Genomic DNA, 17,551 nt, shown 5'->3' on the forward strand with positions numbered 1-17,551 from the left:
ACGTTGCTCGCTCAGCCGGATCGGTGGCCGCCGGTGTGGTTTCGCCGGGGGCGCACGTTGCCCGCTCGGCCGGTTCGGTGGCTGCTGGTGTGGTTTTGCCAGCGGCACACGTTGCTCGCTCAGCCGGATCGGTGGCCGCCGGTGTGGTTTCGCCGGGGGCGCACGTTGCCCGCTCGGCCGGTTCGGTGGCTGCTGGTGTGGTTGTGCCGGTGGCTGCGCAGGGAGCGCGGGCTGCCCGCTCGGCTGGGTCGGTGGCTGCTGGTGCGGTTTCGCCAGTGGTTGAGCCGGGGGCGCAAGCTGCCCGCTCAGCCGGGTCGATGGCTGCTGGTGTGGTTTCGCCGGTGGTTGCCCAGGCTGTGCGCTCGGCCGAGCCGCTGGTCGAGCTCACTGGGCAGGCCGCTCGCGCGGCGGAGCCGGTGGCCGCCGCGGTGGTTTCGGTGGTCGGGCCCGTATCCCAGGCCGCCCGCGCTGCCGAGCCGGTGGCCGCTCTGGGGACTGCGCCGGTGGTGCGGTCCGTTGAGGCTGTCACCAAGCCCGTCACACCCGTGCTCGAGCCGATAGCGCGGGTCGTGCGCTCCGCCGAGCCGATTACCAATGCGGCTGCTGCTGTGGTCGGACCCGTTGCCTCGATCGCCGGGCCGGTGACGAGTGCCGTCAAGCCGGTCGGCGAGACCGCAGGTGTCGTCGCGGGGACCTTGCTCGACCCGGTGACCGATGTCGTGCAAGTCGTGGCGAGGCCGGTGACCTGCACCGTCGGCGCCGTGGTGAAGCCCGTCGTGCGCGCGGTCGGGCCGGTGCTGTCGCCCGTGACCAGGACCGCCACCAGAGTTCTCGCGCCGGTGACCGATGTCGTGCAGCCGGTGGTGAACACCGTCGAGCCGATCGTCGCTCCCGTGACCGGCACCGCCGGGAACGGCGGTGAATCGCGGCCCAGGCCCGTGCCCGATGTCGTCGAGCCGCCCGTGTTGCAGGGGAAGTTCACACCGCCGTCGCGGAAAGCCGTTCTCCCAGTGCCCGCGAACGTGACCACGTCTGAGCACAGCCGGCTGTACGCCGCGGAAATCCAGCGGCCGGGGCAAAAGGCGCACCGGGCACGTCCGGCGCACCAGCCGGACCGGACGTCCCAAGCCGGCCGGGGACCCGCGAAGACCCCGCCCGCGCCGATGGTTCCCGGGGCGCCGGTGCCGTCCGATCTCGCCGGTAGTGGCGGCAGTTCCATTCCGCCCGCGTTCCTGACCTCCTACCACGGGACCCGCGACCTGCGGCCCGACGCGCGGGTGTCCGAGGACTTCGTGCCGCTCTTCCGGCCCTGCGAACCGGGCACCGGTCCCGGCTAGGCCCGTCTCGATCTTCCGCTCCGTCGCGATTCGCGGCGCGATCCGCGCTGCCCGCGACCAGAACTCGAACCGACCAACCACGCGTGGAAGAGGGACGTAATGGAAGCGAACGTGTTCGACCTCGGGAAAGTGCGAAGAGACGCGGTGGTCACCGTCCGCCTGGACGCGATGGCCAACGTCAGGCTCCTGACGGAGGTCAACTTCCAGGCATACCGGCGCCGGCAGTACTACCGGATGCACGGCGGGGTGGCCACCGCACCGATGTTCAAGATCCACATCCCCGCCAACGCCCACTGGTTCCTGGTGCTCGACGTAGAGGGGCTGGAAAACCTGCCCTTGCGCCCGCGGGTGAGCGTCGAGCCGGAACCGGCCGCCGCGGCCAAGGGACGCACGGACCGCCGGTGATCCGGTCCCTCCGCGGCCCCCGGACCCCGGGCCGCGGAGGGATCCACGTGTGGGCGCCCGGCGGCGGGGTAACCCGCGTCCGATGCAGACGTTCCTGCCTTGCGCCGACTTCACGGCCAGCGCCCGCACACTCGACCGGCGCCGGCTCGGCAAACAGCGCGTCGAAGCACTCCAGGTGCTGCGCGCGCTGGTCGTGCCGGGTTACGGCTGGCGCCACCACCCCGCGGCCAAGATGTGGACCGGCTACGAAGAAGCCCTGACCCGCTACGGCTTCGAGGTCTGCGCGGTGTGGCGCGCCCTGGGTGCGGCCGACACGTGCGCGGTGAAGCTCGCCGACGAGTACACGCGATCCCTCGGCGGCACCACGATCCGCACGCAGGCCGAGCTCGCGGCCGCCGGCGAGCTGCCGCCTTGGCTGGGCGACGACGCGGTGCACCGCAGCCACCAGTCCGCACTGGTGCGCAAGGACCCGGACCACTACGGCGCGCAGTTCCCGGACGTGGAGGCGGACTTGCCGTACGTGTGGCCGCCTTCGGACCGCCCCGCGCGCACGGCCTGAGGTCGCGCGCAGCCCGGGATGGAGCTGCCCGGCGTTGCCGAAACAGCCTATGGCCGCCCCGGCTTACTACGCCGGAAGCCGGGGCGGGCCGGACCGGGAACACCTGGGACCGACCGGGCTGCCACGAGCGGCTCGCTGCGGCCGGCGCTGCCCGGGGGAGGTGCTGGTCGGGTGCCGCACACCGGCGCCGCCGGCTCTCGACTGGTGCCGCCGGCTCTCGACCGGCGGCCGGGCCACTGCCCGGCCAGCGCCCCGCGAGCCTGCCCGCGACCAACGCCCAGCGAGCCGGTTCTCCCGCCGCGCCACCCGACCCGGTCCACCACCCTGTCCGCGACGTCCGAATCGTCCCCGGACCTGCGGCTCCCGTGGTCCGCACCCCGCCTCCCAGCCGACCTTCGGCGGATTTACAACGTTGTACCAACGATGTAAAAGTTGGTCCGCGCCTGTTCGCACGCCGTCGAAGGGGTCACCGATGTCCTCGCCCGCACGTGCTCACCTCACCCGTCGCGACCTGCTCCGGCTCGCCGGGGGAACCGCCGCCGCCGTGGCCGCCGCGCTCTGGTTGCCCGCGACCGCCGCCGTCGCCGGGACCTTCAGCCCGATCCGGCCGCCCGCCACGCCGCTCATCGTCCGGTCGCCCTACCTGTCCACCTGGCAGCCCGCCGACAACCTGCCCGGGACCTGGGCCGGCTTCTGGACCGGGCACGTCACCGCGCTGTGCGGCCTCGCCCGCATCGACGGCGCCGCGTACGTCTTCGCCGGGGCTCCCGGGCTGCCGTCCGGTCCCGCCCTCACCGCCATGACGCAGGTCAGCCTGCAGGTCACCGGCACCCGCTCGACCTACGTCCTCACCGGCGGGGGCGTGAACCTCACCGTCACGTTCTTCTCACCGGTCGACCCGGCGAACCTGCAACGCCAGAGCGTGCCCTTCGGCTACGTGACCGTCCAGGCAGCCAGCGCCGACGGGCGCGCGCACGCCGTCGACCTGCACTTCGACACCTCCGCCGAGTGGGTGCACGGCACCACCGGGACCCCGGTCACCTGGACCCAGCAGCAACGGAACGGCTACACCCTCCTCAGCTGCACCCCCGCCAGCCCGGGCGTCCTCCAGGAGAACGGCGACCAGGCCAGCTGGGGCTCCCTCGTGCTGGCCGCGCCCACGTCCGGGGTGAGCTGGCAGATCGGGCAGGACACCGTCGTGCGCGCCGCTTCGGCCGGTCAAGGTGCCCTCAACAACACCAGCGACACCGCCCAGCCGCGCGCGATCAGCGACCGGTGGCCGGTGCTCGCGTTCAACCGGGACCTCGGCACCATCCCGGCCGGTGGCTCCTCGGCGCCGTTCACGCTCTCGATCGGGCACGTCCGCACGCCCGCCGTCCGCTACCTCGGCACCACCCTGAACCCCTGGTGGACGCACTACTGGGGCAGCTGGCAGGACATGGCCGTCTGGTTCGCGAACGACTACGCGAGCGCGCTGTCCGCCGCGACCGCGATCGACCAGCGCCTGCACGACGACGCCGTCGCCGCGGCCGGGGGCGGGAGCACGGGCGAGCACTACGCCGCGATCTGCGCGCTCGCGCTGCGCCAGGCCTTCGGCGGCACCGAGCTGGTCGACCGCGGCGGCTCGCCGTGGGGTTTCCTCAAGGAGATCTCCTCCAGCGGCAACATGTCCACAGTGGACGTCACCTACCCGGCGTTCCCGGGCTACCTCTACCTTTCCCCGGCCTACCTCCGGCTGATCCTGGAACCGCTGCTCGACTACCCCGAGCACGGCGGCTGGCCGATGCAGTTCGCCGAGCACGACATCGGCGCGCACTACCCGGACGCGGCCGGGCACAACGACGGCAACGAGGAGAGCATGCCGGTCGAGGAGTCGGCCAACATGCTGATCATGGCGGCCGCGCTCGTGCAGCGGCTCCCGTCGGCCGAAGCCCTGTCCTTCGCCAGCACCCACTACCGGATCCTGCGGCAGTGGGCCGAGTACCTGATCGGCGCGACCCTCGACCCCGGCTTCCAGAACCAGACCGACGACTTCACCGGCTTCATCGCCCACAGCGCCAACCTCGCGCTCAAGGGCATCATCGGCGTCGGGGCGATGGGGATCATCGCCGCCGCCGTCGGCAACACCGCCGACGCCCAGCGCTACCGCTCGACCTCCCGCAGCTACATCAGCCAGTGGGTGACGCTCGCGCAGGACCCGTCGAACCAGCACCTCAAGCTCGCCTACGACCAGGACGGTACGTGGAGCCTGAAGTACAACGGCTTCGCCGACCGCGTGCTCGGCCTCGACCTGGTCCCGCTCGGCGTCGCGGCGCAGGAGGCCGCCTGGTACCAGGCCCGCGCGGGCGCCCACGGCGTCCTGCTCGATCCGCGCAACAACTACACGAAGGCCGACTGGGAACTGTGGACCGCGGCCTGGCTCACCGACCAGCCGAACATCCGCACCACCCTGGTCGAGGGCGTCTACAGCTTCGCGAACAGCACGCCGCAGCGGGTGGCGTTCACCGACTGGTACGTCGTCGCCGACGCGACCCAGCGCGGCTTCCAGGCCCGCCCGGTCGCCGGGGGCTACCTCGCCCTGCTGACCCGCCCGGCCGCGTCGACGACGGTGTGGCGGAAGCTGCAGAACCAGCGTTCGGGCAAGGTCCTCGCCGTCTCGAACATGGCGCTGGCCGACACCGCCGAGGTCACGCAGTGGACGGACAACGGCACGGCCGACCACCTCTGGGCCGTCGTGGACAACGGCGACGGCACCGTCCGGATCGTCAACCGCAACAGCGGCAAGGTCCTCGCGGTGCACGACCAGAGCCTCGACAACGGCGCCCACGTCCAGCAGTACCAGGACAACGGCACGCCGGACCACAACTGGCGGATCGTCGACGCCGGCGGCGGCTGGTCCAAGATCGTCAACGTCCGCAGCGGCAAGGTCATGGCCGTCGACCAGCAGTCCACGGCGGACGGCGCCCAGGTGACCCAGTGGGACGACAACGGGACACCGGACCACCTGTGGCGGTTCGCCTGACGCGGTTTGCGACACTGGCGCCGTGCGCGCCGACCCCATCCGCCGGTTCCTGGCCGAGCAGGACCCGCCGACGCCGTGCCTGGTCGTAGACACCGACGTCGTCGCCGCCCGGGCGCGGGAGTTCCGCGCGGCCTTCCCCGGCGCGCTGATCCGGTACGCGGTCAAGGCCAACCCGGCGCCGCCGGTGCTCGACGCGCTGGTGGCGGCCGGGGCCGGCTTCGACGTGGCCGGCCCCGCCGAACTGGCGCTGTGCCTGGCGCGAGGGGCCGAGCCGGCGGACATCGCCTACGGCAACCCGATCAAGAAGCCGCGGGACATCGCGTTCGCCTTCGAGCACGGCGTCCGGGAGTTCACTTCGGACGCCCCGGACGACGTCGACCACCTGGGCCGCCACGCGCCCGGCTCGGCCGTGTCGATCCGGGTGGTGTTCGACGCGCCGGACTCGGTGACGCCGTTCGGCCGCAAGTTCGGCTGCGAGCCGGCCGAGGCGCTGGACCTGGTGCTGCGCGCGGCCGCGCTCGGGCTGCGGCCCGGCATCGCCTTCCACGTCGGCTCGCAGCAGCCCGACGTCACCGCGTGGGACATCGGGATCGCCACGGCGGCGAAGCTGTTCGCCGAGGCCGGCGCGCAGGGCATTGCGATGACGCGGCTCAACCTCGGCGGCGGCTTCGCGACCGCGCACCGGACCGGCGTCCCGTCGCTGGACGCGTACGCGACGACGATCGCGGCGGCCCTCGACACGCACTTCCCGGGGAACCGGCCCGAGCTGCTGCTGGAGCCGGGCCGGGTGTTCGTCGCCGACGCGGGCCTGCTGCGGACCGAGGTCGTGCTCGTCGCGCAGCGGGGCGAGCGGCGCTGGGTGTACCTCGACATCGGCCGCTACAACGGCCTCGCCGAGGCCGAGAACGAGGCGATCGCCTACCGGTTCGAGCCGGTGGACCCGCCCGGCGGCCCGAGCGGCCCGGTCGTGCTCGCCGGGCCGACCTGCGACGGCGACGACGTGCTCTACCAGCGGACGCCGTACCAGCTGCCGCTGGCCTTGCGGACCGGCGACCGGCTCGACGTGGCGGGCACCGGGGCCTACACCGCCAGCTACGCGTCGGTGGGCTTCAACGGCATCGAGCCGCTGCGCACGTACTGCCTCGGGAGGTGGGGGGATGTCTGAGGTCGGCCGGTTCACCGGGCGGCACGTGCTGGCCGAGCTGCACGGCGTCGACCCCGGCCTGCTCGACGACCCCGTGCGGCTGGGGGAGCTGCTGCGCGCCGCGGTGACCGAGGCGGGCGCCACGGTCGTCGACGTCGTCGCCAAGCGGTTCGCGCCGCAGGGCGCCACCGTGATCGCGCTGCTGGCCGAGTCGCACGCGTCCGTGCACACCTACCCCGAGCACGGCTCGCTGTTCGCCGACGTGTTCACCTGCGGCGAGCGCGCCGACCCCGAGCACGCGCTGCGGTTGCTGGCGAAGTCGCTGGACGCCGCTTCGGTCCACCTTTCCGTCCTGCACCGCGGAGAACGCTGATGCCCCAGATCCCCGAACCGGTCGGCCCCGGCCTCACCCGCGTGTGGGAGGTCGGCGAAGTCGGGTACGACGAGCGCACGCCGTACCAGCACGTGCTGATCGGCAAGACCGCGCAAGGGGTCTCGCTGTTCTGCGACGGCGAGCGCCAGAGCACCGAGGCGAGCCAGCTCGTCTACCACGAAGCTCTGATGCTGCCCGCGCTGCTGCTGGCCGATCAGGTGCGCCGGGTGCTCGTCATCGGGTCGAGCGAAGGGGTCGCCTCCCAGCTGGCGGTGGCCGCCGGGGCGGCGCACGTCGACCACGTCGACATCGACGAGCAGGCCGTGCGCGCCTGCGCCGAGCACCTGCCCTACGGCTACACGCCGGCGGAGCTGGAGCGGGCTTCGCGGGGCGAAGGCCCGATCCGGGTGTCCTTCGAGGACGGCTGGACGTTCCTGGCCGCGGCGGCGGACCAGGGGCTGACCTACGACGTCGTCGTGATCGACCTGCCGGACGAGAACACCGACCCGGACGCGCAGCACAACCGCTTGTACGGCACGGACTTCCTCACCCGCTGCGCGCGGCTGCTCGCGCCCGGCGGCGTGGTGACCGGCCAGGCGGGCTGCCCGACGCTGTGGCGCAACGAGACGCTGCGGGCGTCGTGGCGCCGGTTCCGCGAGGTGTTCGGCACGGTCCTGTACTTCGGGTCCGACGAGCACGAGTGGGCGTTCCTGTCCGGCCGCGCCGACCAGGTCGACGACCCGGGCGCGCTGGTGGCGCGGCGGTTCGCGGAGCGGGGGAGCGCGGCGGCGACGCTGGACGCCGAGGCGCTCCTCGGCGGCGCGACCCCGCCGTATTCGCTCCGGCACGGGAGTGGTCCGGACCACTCTTGACCTTCGAACATCCGTGTATTCCTCGTTTTTTGCCGTGAAATTGCGGGAAATGGATTTCCCGTACTCTTCGCGGTGGTGTTACTCCGTTCAGTGGCCGTCGAATAGGTTGCGATCGCGCTACGATCTGCTCCGCGCGCGATCGGCTCGATCACCAGGCACCGTGGCCCGTTTGGAGGAGCGTCATGTTCGTTGTTTCGGTCGTCGCCGGAATGGTTCTGTCCGCGCTCGCAGTTCCCGTCGATTCCTCGGCCGCTTCGGCTCCGACCGAAAAGATCACGCTCGACATCAAGACCGTCAACGGCTCCGGCTGCCCGGCCGGCACCGCCACCGCGTCGGCGGACGTCGCCTCGGACAACACGTCCTTCACGGTGCACTACACGAACTTCACCGCCAAGGCCGGCGGCGGCGCTCCGGCGCTCGAAGCCCGGAAGAACTGTCAGATCAACGTGCTCGTCCATGTCCCGCAAGGGTTCACGTACGCGATCGCCGAAGCCGAGTACCGCGGCTTCGCGCACATCGAGAGCGGGGCGAGCGCGCTCGAGCAGGCCAACTACTACTTCGCGGGGACGTCGCCGACCGCGCGGGTGCGCCACACCTTCCCCGGCCCGTTCCACGGCGTGTGGCGGGCCTCGGACGTGACCGAGGTCGCGGAGCTGGTGTTCGCCCCGTGCGGGGAGAGCCGCAACCTGAACGTCAACGCGGAACTGCGGGCGGACGCGGGCACCTCGAGTGGTGCGACTTTCATCGAAATGGATTCCGAACACGCGAGCGTGGACACGATTTACCACTTCGCGTGGAAGACCTGCTGAATTCCGCGGGCATTGCCGGAAACGGACCGCTCACCGGGACCCCGCCGGTGGGCGGTCCGCCCGTTCACGCGCTCAGACGTGGGTGACCAGCAGGGTCACGCCCGCTTCGCCACCGCAGTCCACGAAGACCGGGCCCACCCCGTTGCCGATGGTCTGCACCACGGTGGCCTTGGCCACGAAGTGGTCCGGGCCGGCCGACAGGATCCGGATGTTCTCGAGTGCCGGCCGCTCCGGGAAGCCGCCGAGCACGGACTTCAAGCCCGTGCCGCCGCCGCAGTCGCCGGTGATCGTCACCTCTTGGCCGCGGTGGGTGGTCGGGTTGGGGCTCACCTGCACGGTGGCCCGCGCCCCCTTCGGGGGCTGGTTCGCGTTCGTCATCGTCCCCTCCGTGCTCCCCGGTTGCGCCGTCGCGCCCCCGGCCATCCCGATGCTCGCCGCCGTGACCAGGCCGGCCGCGAGGGCCAGGCCGAGTGCGGTGCGAACGGTTTTCGGGTTGCTGCGCATGGTGTTCTCCTCCCTTGAACCCGGTCTCGGTCCGCCGGATCCACCCGGTCAGTCGCCGGGGGACGGGCCCGAGGTTCTCGTGGGAGGAGAGTGAGACGTGGATCACAAATGAGGGGTCAGCGTGCGACGCGAGGCTGTTCGGTCTCGGCGGTCGGCACCAGGCGGCATCGTCGTTCGAACCGCTCCATCAGGACGGTAGCGATCAGGAGGGCCACTGGGGTGCTCACCGCGATCCACATGCCAGGGAACCTACCCAGCCCCGCGACGTCTCAATCGCCCGCCGACAGGCTCGTGATCACCTCCAGCAGCCGGGCGCGGAAAGCGTCGTCCGCCCCGAGCCCGCCGAGCAGGGCGGGCTCGGCACGCACCGCCCGTTCGTGGATCGTCCGGCCGGCCGAAGTCAACCGGGTCAGGTGACGCCGGGCGTCCGCCGGGTCCGGCGTCCGCGTCACGAAACCCGCCTTCGCGAGGCGGTCGAGCGTGCGGCTCATGGTCTGGTCGGTCACCTGGCAGTGCTGGGCGAGCGTCCGCTGGGGGAGCGGCCCGTCACGCAGCGAGTGCAGCGCGATCAGCCCCGCGTGGGTGAGCCCCATGCCGGCGAGGACGGTCACCCAGCGTTGCTCCACCAGCCGGGCGGCGACGGCGAGCAGGCGCCCGGTGGGCCACGTGCTCAGGTCGGGTTCGGGGGCTGTGCTCACCGTCACTCCGCGTCGTCGTGCAAAATGTTCAGCCTGCTGAACAATAGGGCGTGTTCGCCCTCGAAAGGACCTTAGCGACCATGAACGACTCCCCGCGCCGCCTCCGCTGGCTGCTCCCCGCGTTGCTCGTGGTCGCCTGGCTCGGGCTGGGCGGGTTCGGCGGGCCGTTCGCCGGCAAGCTGAGCGAGGTCGCGAAGAACGACAACGCCGCGTTCCTGCCGAGCTCGGCCGAGGCCACCGAGGTCTCCGACGAGCAGAAGGCGTTCACCCCGCGCCAGGTGCTGCCCGCGACCGTCGTCGCCGAGCGCCCGGCCGGCCTGACCGCCGCCGACCGGCAGTTCCTCGAGACCAAGGCGCGCGAGCTCGGCAGCGTGCCCGGCGTCGTCGGCCCGCTCGGAGTCCCCGAAAAGGCGCCGCGGGACGACCAGGCCGTGCAGCTCAGCGTGCCGATCCTCGCCGACGGCAACCCCGGCGAGGTCGTCAAGGAGGTCCGCGCGAAGCTCACCGGCGGCCCCGAAGGGCTCACCGTGCTCGTCACCGGGCCCGCCGGGCAGATCGCCGACCTGGTGAAGGCGTTCGGCGGCATCGACGGCATCCTCCTGCTCGTCGCGGGCGGGGTGGTCGCGCTGATCCTCATCGTCGTCTACCGCAGCCCCCTGCTGCCGTTCCTGGTCCTGCTCTCGGCGGTGTTCGCGCTCGGGCTCGCCAGCCTCGTCGTCTACCTGCTGGCCAAGAACGACGTCCTCGCGCTCAACGGCCAGAGCCAGGGCATCCTCTCGATCCTCGTCTTCGGCGCGGCCACTGACTACGCGCTCCTGTTCGTCGCGCGGTTCCGCGAGCAGCTGCGAGACACCCCGAGCCGCTTCGACGCGGTGAGGCTCGCCTGGCGCGCGACGCTGGAACCGATCGCCGCGTCCGCGGGAACCGTCGTGCTCGGCGTGCTGTGCCTGCTGTTCAGCGACCTCAACTCGAACAAGGGACTCGGGCCGGTCGCGGCGATCGGCATCGGCGCCGCGTTCCTGGCGTCGACCACGTTCCTGCCCGCGGCGCTGGCGCTGTGCGGCCGCGGCGCGTTCTGGCCGTTCAAGCCCGCGCTCGGCTCGCCGCACCCGGAGACGGCGGGCATCTGGGGCCGGGTGGCCGGGCTGGTCGGCCGCCGCCCGCGGGCGGTCTGGGTGGTGACGGCGCTCGTGCTCGGCGTCGGCGTCGCGTTCCTGCCGCAGCTCAAGGCGTCCGGCACCGCGCAGTCCGACGTGTTCCTCACCGAGGTCGAATCCGGCACGGGGCAGGAGATCCTCGGCCGCCACTTCCCGGGCGGCCTCGGTGCCCCGGCGATCACGATCGCCGACGCCGGCGCGCTGCCCGCGGTGCTCCAGGCGTCCACGATGGACGGAATCGCGCAGTCGTTCCCGCTGCCCGGCCCCGACGGGAAGCCCAAGGTCGTGAACGGCCGCGTGCAGATCCTGTCCGTGCTCGACGACCCGGCGGACTCGGAAGCGGCGGTCGCGACGGTCGGCAAGCTGCGCGACGCCGTCCACGCGGTACCGGGCGCGAACGCGAAGGTCGGCGGCCCGACGGCGATCCAGCTGGACACGCAGCAGACGTCCAAGCACGACCGCGCGCTGATCATCCCGATCGTGCTGCTGGTGATCTTCCTGGTGCTGGCGCTGTTGTTGCGGTCGCTGCTCGCACCCCTGCTGCTGATCGCCACGGTGGTCCTGTCGTTCGCGGCGACGATGGGCGTGTCGGCGCTGGTGTTCAACCACATCTTCGGCTTCCCGGGCGCGGATCCGGTGGTGCCGCTGTTCGGCTTCGTCTTCCTGGTGGCGCTGGGGATCGACTACAACATCTTCCTGATGACCCGCGTCCGCGAGGAAGCACTGACCCGCGGAACACTCGCCGGCACGCTGCGCGGGCTGTCGCTGACCGGCGGGGTGATCACGTCAGCCGGCGTCGTGCTGGCGGCGACGTTCTCGGCGCTGGCGGTCATCCCGATCCTGTTCCTGGCGCAGATCGCGTTCATCGTCGCGTTCGGCGTCTTGCTGGACACGCTGCTGGTGCGGTCGCTGCTGGTGCCGGCGCTGACCGTGGACGTGGGGCGCCGCGTGTGGTGGCCGTCGAAGCTGGCCCGCGCGGAGAAGTAGGGCGTGTCCTGGGGGTCTTCATCGGAGGCGAAGGCCGATGCAGGCGCGGTGGTAGGCCGCTTGTTTGGCGTATCCAGGTGGCCGGGCCGCGGAATTGCTTGAGCCGGGCTCGATTACGTTGCGCAGCTTGGAGAGGCTGGGTGTAGGCCTTGTCGGCCAGCACCCGTCCGACCCCGCACCCGCTGCGGGTTGTCTCCGGCCTGACCGGGGGTGAAGACCACCGCCAAGGGATCCGTTGCCACGGTCCCGTGCGCGGTTCACTTGAGCAATCGCTCGTGCGGGGTCCGTTCCGCGGGTTCGAGGAGTCCGTCCCTAGGGCACGAGCTCGCTGTAGCGAGTAGGCAGGCCCGCACCGCCCGACCGGCCGCGGACTGCTGTATATGCGAGCAGAACATCTGTGGACATGGGTCTGGGCCCGCAGCCGGTGGCTGCGGGCCGATCCCATCACGCTGCGAAGGGCAATGGTTGATGCAGGTTATTGCGCCGGGGTTTTCGGCGTTTGTCCAGGAAACGTGGGGGTAGGAATTCGGGGTGGCCGTCGGTCGCGAGGCGGACCTGCCAACCCGAGCGGTGCATCAAGCGGTGATGGTGGGCGCAGAGCAGGACCAGGTTCGCGAGATCGGTGGGGCCGCCGTTGGCCCAGTGGCGGATGTGGTGGCCTTGGCAGTGCCGGGGTGGGCGGTGGCAGCCGGGGAAGGCGCAGCCTCGGTCACGGAGGAACAGGGCTCGGCGGAGGTCGGGGGAGATCAGGCGGCGGGCTCTCCCCAAGTCCAGAGGTTCACTGGCGGCGCCGAGGACGGTGGGGATCAGTTTGCAGTCGCAGGCGTGGATGCGGGCCTCGACCGCGGAGATCCGGCCGGTGTCGCCCAGGGTCGCCTGGCCGAGGCCGGATTGCAGGTCCGACAGGGAGACGGCAACCAGGAGGTGGGCGCGTTCACCGGCCTGGGTCGGGAGCTCTGGGGAGTTCAGGGCCAGGTCGATGGCGTCGGAGAAGGCGTCGCCGTAGCGTTCCTGCGGGGAACGGAAGTCTCCGCCGTCGTCGGAAGTGCGGCGTTCGGCCAGCGCGTCGAGCAGGGCGCTCGCTCGGGTGCCGGTTTCGTCGTCGAACCGGCCCGACAGTTCCCAGATCCCGGTTCTTTTGCGGCGCAACGACAGTTCCCGGGCCGGGGCGATGGGTTCGGTGTCCTCGGGCTCGGTGCCGTCAGGGTCGAGGTGGGCCAGGATTCGGGTGCCGAGGGCGGCGACTTGTTTGTGGCCTGCGTCGGCGGCGAAGGCGAGCAGGTCCTGTTCGGCGGTGTCGCGGTGCTCGACGGGGATCCGCAACACGGCCTCGATGATGGTGTCGATCATCGGGGTGCTCAGGGATCCCGTCAGAGCGGCGACGCCGGTGGCGGGGGCGATAGCGGGCGGCGAGTCGAGGGTGTGCGCAGAGGTGAGAGCGAGGGCTCGGGCGACCGTGCGTTGGGCGGCTGCGTGGGGAATGTCGGCGAGGTGTTCGAGTAACCGGGCAACCAGCGGTAGCCGAAGAGTTCCATCACGCCACGCGACTCGATTTCCACCAGCAGAGTTCCGATTTCCGCCTCGGCAGCCCGCACGACGGTGAGCAGCCCACGGAGACGGTCGGCCAAGGCCTCCGCGTCCGCTTGCCACGCCGCTTCTCTGTCCACACACCAAGATTACCGGTGTCCGAACATCTGTTCATCACTCGATCAGGTGGAGGTCAAAGCCTAAGAATCGTGCAGCGCCCGCGAATCCGCAGTCTCACCGGTCAGGTACTTCGCCGTCCCCGTCAGCGCAAAGAGACGGTCGAGCGCGGGCTTCCGGTTGTCCAAGAACAACCGACGACCCGTCCCGACGACCGCGCGGTGCACCTTGATCAGCTCCGACAACCCGGACGAGTCGCAGAAGCCGATCTCGCCGCAGTCGAGGCGCACCTCCCGCACGCCGGGATCACCGGCCAGGCGGTCGGCGACCAGGCGCACGAGCAGGCCGGCCGTGGCGAACTCGAGGTCGCCGGTGACCGTGACGCGCGCCGTGCCCTCGTCCGCGATCGTCCAGGTGCAGGTCAAGCCGCTGGTCATGCCGTTCGCTCCGTTCCGGCGGCCGGCTCCACCAGGTGCGTGCGGGCGGCTCGGAGCAGGCCGGTGGCGCGCGGGAAGTCGCGCAGCTCCGCTTCGAGGAGTTCGAGGGCGGGCACCAGCGAAGCGGCGGGGACGCCCCGCGCCGTGAGGATGCCCGCGGTCCAGGTCAGGAACCCGGTGAACAGCTCTTCGTCGCCGACGTACAGCGCCGTCGCCAGGTACTCGACGATGTGCGCCAGGTCTTCGGCGGTGTACTGGCGCTGCAGGTCGGTGTAGTCCCGCATCGCCGGGATGCGCTCCTCCAGCCCGGCCAGCACCGCCTTCACGAGCCGGCCGGAGCTGCGCGTCACCAGCGTGTACTCCTGGTCGGCCAGGTGCGGCAGGTCGTCGAGCGGCTGGTGGGCCGCGAGCGGGCGGGGGAGCGGCTTCGCGAGCCTGTCGGCCGCCGTCCGGGCGTCCGGGGCCCACGCTTCGGCGCCCAGCAGCCGCGCGTAGCGGCCGTCGGGGCCGAAGGCGGCGCCGCCCGCGATGACCGGGGTCGCGGCCGCCTGGCAGGCGGTGATCGTGGCGTGCGCGGTCGGCAGCCGGGTCGCGATCGAGCTGGACAGCGCGACCGCGTCCGGCCCGGTCCGGTGCAGGTGGGCCACCAGGTGCGGGGCGGGGACCTGCGCGCCGAGGTAGTCGACCTGGAACCCGCGCAGGCGCAGCACCTCGGACAGCAGCCGGGCCGGCATCGCGTGCCATTCGCCGTCGACGCACGCGACCGTGACGCGGCCGAGGTGCGGCTCCGGGCGCTCCAGGACGTGGCCGAAGGTCGCGATCACGCGGTCGTTGATCGCGGTCGCGGCGTGCTCCTGGGCGACGCTCAGGCGGTTGGCCGCCCACTCCTGTCCGACCCGCCGCTGCACCGCGGCGATCACGTCGAGCAGCACGCTCTCCGGGTCGGTTCCATCGCTCAGCGCCTGGACGACGACGTCGCCGGCGGCGTACTCGTCGCCGGTCGTGACGGCGGCCCAGAGCCGCTCGGCCTGCTCGGCCACCCCGGTGCTGCGGGTAGCGGTGCTCATGCGGTGTACCTCCCGCGGCCGTGCCCGCCCACCGCCGCCAGGTGCTGCCCGCGCGGCGCGGTGATCGCCAGCACGGCCATGTCGTCGTGGGTGCCGCGCCCGATCCACTGCGAGGCGAGCATCTGCACCCGCTCGACGACGGCGTCGGCGGGCATGTTGGCGCACTCGGCGAGGGCCTGGTGGAGCCGGTCCTCGCCGAACATGGCGTCCCCGAGCGGGCCGCCCTTCGCCTCGATGATCCCGTCGGTGTAGAGCAGGCAGGTCTCACCCGGGTTGAGCGTGACGTCGGCGCTCACCGACTCGATCTCGGGCAGGACGCCGATGAGGCTGCCCTGCGTCTTCGCCTCCTCGACCCGCCCGTCGGCCCGCACGATCAGGGGCGGCGGGTGCCCGGCGGCGGTGACGCGCAGCCGGACTGTCGCGCCTTCGCGGCGCGCGGAGGCCAGCACCAGCGTGACGTACCGGGCGTCGGCGTTGTCGCCGAGCGTGCGGTTCAGCAGGTCGAGCAGCCGGTGGTGCTCGCCGGCCATCGGCAGCAGCGCCCGCAGCGTCGTGCGGATCTTGCCGGTCAGCACGGCCGCTTCGAGACCCTTGCCGCAGACGTCGCCGAGCACGGCCAGCGACTCGTCGTCGCCATCGGCGGTGACGGCGGAGTGGACGTCGTAGAAGTCGCCGCCGATCCGCTCGCCGTCGCGGGCCGGGCGGTAGCGGCCGGCGAACTCGACGCCGCCGAGCTGCTCCAGGGTGGGCGGCAGCAGCTCGCGCATCAGCGTGTCCGTGATGGACGCCTGCAGCGCGAACACCCGCGCCGCCGACATCGCCGCGCCGGCGCGGGCCGCGAACAGCCGCGCGAAGAGCTCTTCCTGGTCGGAGAAGGACGCCCGGTCGCCGCGGCGCAGCAGCACCAGTGCGCCGGCGGGCACGCCGTGGCCGGGCAGCGGCGTCACGACGATCGACCCGACCGGACCGAACCCCGCGGGCAGCACCCAGCTGGGTGCCGCGTCCGGGTCGAGCCAGCGCGAAGGCACCGGCGGGAAGCCCTGCAGGGCCTCGCCGAGGCCGGGCAGCTCGTCCGGGTCGATCACCAGCCGGGAGCGGGCCGGTTCGCCGCCGCGCACGCAGGCGACGGCGGGGAAGCTCCCGCTGTGGGTGGGGGCCAGGACCAGCGCGGCGTCGGCGAGGTGCTCCGCGGCCAGCCGGGCGGCGACCTCCATGCAGCGTTCGAGGTTGAGCGAGCCCAGCAGGGCGGCCGACGCGTCGCTCAGGAAGGCGGTCCGCTCCTGCTCGCGGGCCAGGGCGTCGCGGGCCACGCGGGCGTCGGTCTCGTCCACGAGCCACCACGTCACGGCGTCGCCGTGCAGGATCGGGTGCGCCGCGAACGACCGCTCGCCGACCTCGCCGCGGGCGACCCCGCCGGGGCCGTGGGCGGCGGCCAGCCAGTCCGCGACCGCGCCGTCGAGCGGCCGGCCGGGAGCGGCGGCGGGGAAGAGCAGGCGGGCGGCCTCGTTGAGCGAGCGGATCACCCCGGATCCGTCCGCGACGACCGCCGCGATGGGGGCGGCGGCCCACTCCCGGCCGGCGTCGACCGAGGTGGCGGGCGCGGTGCGCGCGCGGTCAGCCACGGGCTCCGGCCGGGTCCGGGTCGGTGACCAGCTCGGCCCACAGGGTCTTGCCGCTGGGCCGGCGCAGCTGGCCCCACGCCGCGGCGCAGCGCTCCACCAGCAGGAGCCCGCGGCCGCCGTGGTCGGACGGCGCCCGGCGGCGGGCGGTTTCGCCACCGCCGTCGTCGACCTCGATCCGCAGCTTGGCGGCGCCGGGCAGCAGCCGGACGTGGTAGGGCGCGCGGCCGTGGCGCAGCGCGTTCGAAGTCAGCTCGTCCACCACCATCACGGCGGTGCTGACGACGTTCACCGGCAGATCGCACAGCACGGTGCGCACCCAGTGGCGGACCCGGGCCAGCTCGGAGAGCTCGGCGGAGATGCCGAGCTCGTGCCGCACATCGCGGAGCTTCACAACCGCCTCCTTCGCCGTGCCCGGCCCCTGGGGGAGGCCTTCCCCTTCTTCATGCCCGGATCCGGGGCCGCTCACACGGGTATCGGAGCTCGTCACGCGTCTCCCCAGGAAGATAGGGCCGCTTCGAGGGTCGGGTGCACCGGCATCAGGTCGCCGAGCCCGAGCAGTTCGATCGGCCGGACCACGACGGGCGCGGTCGTCACGACGGCGAAGCGGCCACCCGCCCGGAGCAGCTCACGGCCGAGCCGCAGCAGGACCTGCAGGCAGCTGGAGTCGCAGTACTGCACGTCGGCCATGTCCACGACGATCCGCGCGGCGCCGGGATCCGCCGGCACCAGGGCCGCCAGCTTGGCGGACACCGCGAAGTCGAACTCACCACGCAGGGTGTAGACGCTCAGGTCCCCGTCTTCGGAGCATTCCAGGGACCAGCCGTCACCGGAAGATCGCTGCCGGGACCGCGCTGCGTCGGTGGTCATACGAACTCCAGGTCGGGGAGCGGGACACGGGCTGGCGGCTCAACCCG

General features: G+C 72.3%; 16 protein-coding genes and 2 pseudogenes. 9 read left to right on the top strand and 9 right to left on the bottom strand.

Annotation, left to right across the window (positions count from 1 at the left end; all coding sequences use genetic code 11):
• The 8 genes and pseudogenes from AB0B33_RS13550 to AB0B33_RS13585 all read left to right on the top strand — a co-directional run.
• Positions 1-1,337: pseudogene (locus AB0B33_RS13550) on the top strand (hypothetical protein); the annotation flags it as partial.
• Between the two features lie 99 nt (positions 1,338-1,436).
• Positions 1,437-1,742, top strand: coding sequence for a DUF1883 domain-containing protein (locus AB0B33_RS13555; protein WP_247023020.1), 306 nt, complete (start codon positions 1,437-1,439; stop codon positions 1,740-1,742).
• Positions 1,743-1,824: 82 nt separating this feature from the next.
• The gene (locus AB0B33_RS13560; protein ID WP_360770681.1) at positions 1,825-2,301 is read left to right on the top strand and encodes an MSMEG_6728 family protein; all 477 of its coding nucleotides are present in this window, start codon (positions 1,825-1,827) and stop codon (positions 2,299-2,301) included.
• A 472-nt stretch (positions 2,302-2,773) separates the two neighbouring features.
• A complete protein-coding gene (locus AB0B33_RS13565) occupies positions 2,774-5,323 on the top strand; it encodes a DUF5127 domain-containing protein (RefSeq protein WP_360770684.1) in 2,550 nt (849 codons plus the stop codon).
• A 22-nt stretch (positions 5,324-5,345) separates the two neighbouring features.
• A complete protein-coding gene (locus tag AB0B33_RS13570; RefSeq protein ID WP_360770687.1) occupies positions 5,346-6,488 on the top strand; it encodes a type III PLP-dependent enzyme in 1,143 nt (380 codons plus the stop codon).
• Positions 6,481-6,840 (top strand): adenosylmethionine decarboxylase, encoded by a 360-nt coding sequence (gene speD, locus AB0B33_RS13575; protein WP_247023024.1) that lies wholly within the window; start codon positions 6,481-6,483, stop codon positions 6,838-6,840. Before AB0B33_RS13570 ends, speD begins: the two co-directional genes overlap by 8 nt.
• The gene (locus AB0B33_RS13580) at positions 6,840-7,712 is read left to right on the top strand and encodes a spermidine synthase (protein ID WP_360770690.1); all 873 of its coding nucleotides are present in this window, start codon (positions 6,840-6,842) and stop codon (positions 7,710-7,712) included. The genes speD and AB0B33_RS13580 overlap by 1 nt, the downstream gene beginning before the upstream one ends.
• A gap of 182 nt (positions 7,713-7,894) precedes the next feature.
• A complete protein-coding gene (locus AB0B33_RS13585) occupies positions 7,895-8,521 on the top strand; it encodes a DUF4360 domain-containing protein (RefSeq protein ID WP_360770693.1) in 627 nt (208 codons plus the stop codon).
• A gap of 72 nt (positions 8,522-8,593) precedes the next feature.
• Here the strand turns inward: AB0B33_RS13585 and AB0B33_RS13590 are convergent, their stop codons facing one another.
• From AB0B33_RS13590 to AB0B33_RS13600, 3 genes are all read right to left on the bottom strand, one after another.
• Positions 8,594-9,025: a hypothetical protein gene (locus tag AB0B33_RS13590; protein WP_360770696.1), complete on the bottom strand. Its 432-nt coding sequence runs from the start codon at positions 9,023-9,025 to the stop codon at positions 8,594-8,596.
• Between the two features lie 116 nt (positions 9,026-9,141).
• Entirely contained in the window at positions 9,142-9,264 is a 123-nt protein-coding gene (locus AB0B33_RS13595) for a hypothetical protein (protein WP_281506286.1), read from the bottom strand.
• A gap of 30 nt (positions 9,265-9,294) precedes the next feature.
• On the bottom strand, positions 9,295-9,729 hold the full coding sequence (locus AB0B33_RS13600) for a MarR family transcriptional regulator (RefSeq protein WP_360770699.1): 435 nt from the start codon (positions 9,727-9,729) through the stop codon (positions 9,295-9,297).
• A 74-nt stretch (positions 9,730-9,803) separates the two neighbouring features.
• On the opposite strand from AB0B33_RS13600, the gene AB0B33_RS13605 reads away from it, so the two are divergent.
• Positions 9,804-11,867 (top strand): MMPL family transporter, encoded by a 2,064-nt coding sequence (locus AB0B33_RS13605; protein WP_360770702.1) that lies wholly within the window; start codon positions 9,804-9,806, stop codon positions 11,865-11,867.
• A 444-nt stretch (positions 11,868-12,311) separates the two neighbouring features.
• Here AB0B33_RS13605 and AB0B33_RS13610 read toward each other — a convergent pair.
• The 6 genes and pseudogenes from AB0B33_RS13610 to AB0B33_RS13635 all read right to left on the bottom strand — a co-directional run bounded on the left by AB0B33_RS13610 (position 12,312) and on the right by AB0B33_RS13635 (position 17,504).
• Positions 12,312-13,534: pseudogene (locus AB0B33_RS13610) on the bottom strand (DUF222 domain-containing protein).
• 60 nt (positions 13,535-13,594) lie between these two features.
• Complete coding sequence (locus AB0B33_RS13615; RefSeq protein ID WP_360770704.1) at positions 13,595-13,948, bottom strand: STAS domain-containing protein; 354 nt, start codon at positions 13,946-13,948, stop codon at positions 13,595-13,597.
• Positions 13,945-15,015 (bottom strand): cobalamin-dependent protein, encoded by a 1,071-nt coding sequence (locus AB0B33_RS13620; RefSeq protein WP_360770707.1) that lies wholly within the window; start codon positions 15,013-15,015, stop codon positions 13,945-13,947. Before AB0B33_RS13620 ends, AB0B33_RS13615 begins: the two co-directional genes overlap by 4 nt.
• A complete protein-coding gene (locus AB0B33_RS13625) occupies positions 15,012-16,637 on the bottom strand; it encodes a PP2C family protein-serine/threonine phosphatase (RefSeq protein WP_360770710.1) in 1,626 nt (541 codons plus the stop codon). Before AB0B33_RS13625 ends, AB0B33_RS13620 begins: the two co-directional genes overlap by 4 nt.
• Positions 16,630-17,028, bottom strand: a complete 399-nt coding sequence (locus AB0B33_RS13630) for an ATP-binding protein (protein WP_247023034.1) — start codon at positions 17,026-17,028, stop codon at positions 16,630-16,632. The genes AB0B33_RS13625 and AB0B33_RS13630 overlap by 8 nt, the downstream gene beginning before the upstream one ends.
• Before the next feature lie 92 nt (positions 17,029-17,120).
• Complete coding sequence (locus AB0B33_RS13635) at positions 17,121-17,504, bottom strand: STAS domain-containing protein (RefSeq protein WP_360770713.1); 384 nt, start codon at positions 17,502-17,504, stop codon at positions 17,121-17,123.
• Between the last annotated feature and the right edge of the window lie 47 nt (positions 17,505-17,551).

This window comes from Amycolatopsis sp. NPDC049159, assembly GCF_040648295.1.
GTDB lineage: Bacteria > Actinomycetota > Actinomycetes > Mycobacteriales > Pseudonocardiaceae > Amycolatopsis > Amycolatopsis pretoriensis_A.

What these genes read in the sequence shown, in the direction of transcription:
- AB0B33_RS13595 (WP_281506286.1), bottom strand. Translation starts at nt 9,264, where the DNA reads ATGTGGATCGCGGTGAGCACCCCAGTGGCCCTCCTGATCGCTACCGTC.
- AB0B33_RS13560 (WP_360770681.1), top strand. Translation starts at nt 1,825, where the DNA reads ATGCAGACGTTCCTGCCTTGCGCCGACTTCACGGCCAGCGCCCGCACA.
- AB0B33_RS13615 (WP_360770704.1), bottom strand. Translation starts at nt 13,948, where the DNA reads ATGACCAGCGGCTTGACCTGCACCTGGACGATCGCGGACGAGGGCACG.
- AB0B33_RS13580 (WP_360770690.1), top strand. Translation starts at nt 6,840, where the DNA reads ATGCCCCAGATCCCCGAACCGGTCGGCCCCGGCCTCACCCGCGTGTGG.
- speD (WP_247023024.1), top strand. Translation starts at nt 6,481, where the DNA reads ATGTCTGAGGTCGGCCGGTTCACCGGGCGGCACGTGCTGGCCGAGCTG.
- AB0B33_RS13605 (WP_360770702.1), top strand. Translation starts at nt 9,804, where the DNA reads ATGAACGACTCCCCGCGCCGCCTCCGCTGGCTGCTCCCCGCGTTGCTC.
- AB0B33_RS13555 (WP_247023020.1), top strand. Translation starts at nt 1,437, where the DNA reads ATGGAAGCGAACGTGTTCGACCTCGGGAAAGTGCGAAGAGACGCGGTG.
- AB0B33_RS13585 (WP_360770693.1), top strand. Translation starts at nt 7,895, where the DNA reads ATGTTCGTTGTTTCGGTCGTCGCCGGAATGGTTCTGTCCGCGCTCGCA.
- AB0B33_RS13565 (WP_360770684.1), top strand. Translation starts at nt 2,774, where the DNA reads ATGTCCTCGCCCGCACGTGCTCACCTCACCCGTCGCGACCTGCTCCGG.
- AB0B33_RS13590 (WP_360770696.1), bottom strand. Translation starts at nt 9,025, where the DNA reads ATGCGCAGCAACCCGAAAACCGTTCGCACCGCACTCGGCCTGGCCCTC.
- AB0B33_RS13635 (WP_360770713.1), bottom strand. Translation starts at nt 17,504, where the DNA reads ATGACCACCGACGCAGCGCGGTCCCGGCAGCGATCTTCCGGTGACGGC.
- AB0B33_RS13620 (WP_360770707.1), bottom strand. Translation starts at nt 15,015, where the DNA reads ATGAGCACCGCTACCCGCAGCACCGGGGTGGCCGAGCAGGCCGAGCGG.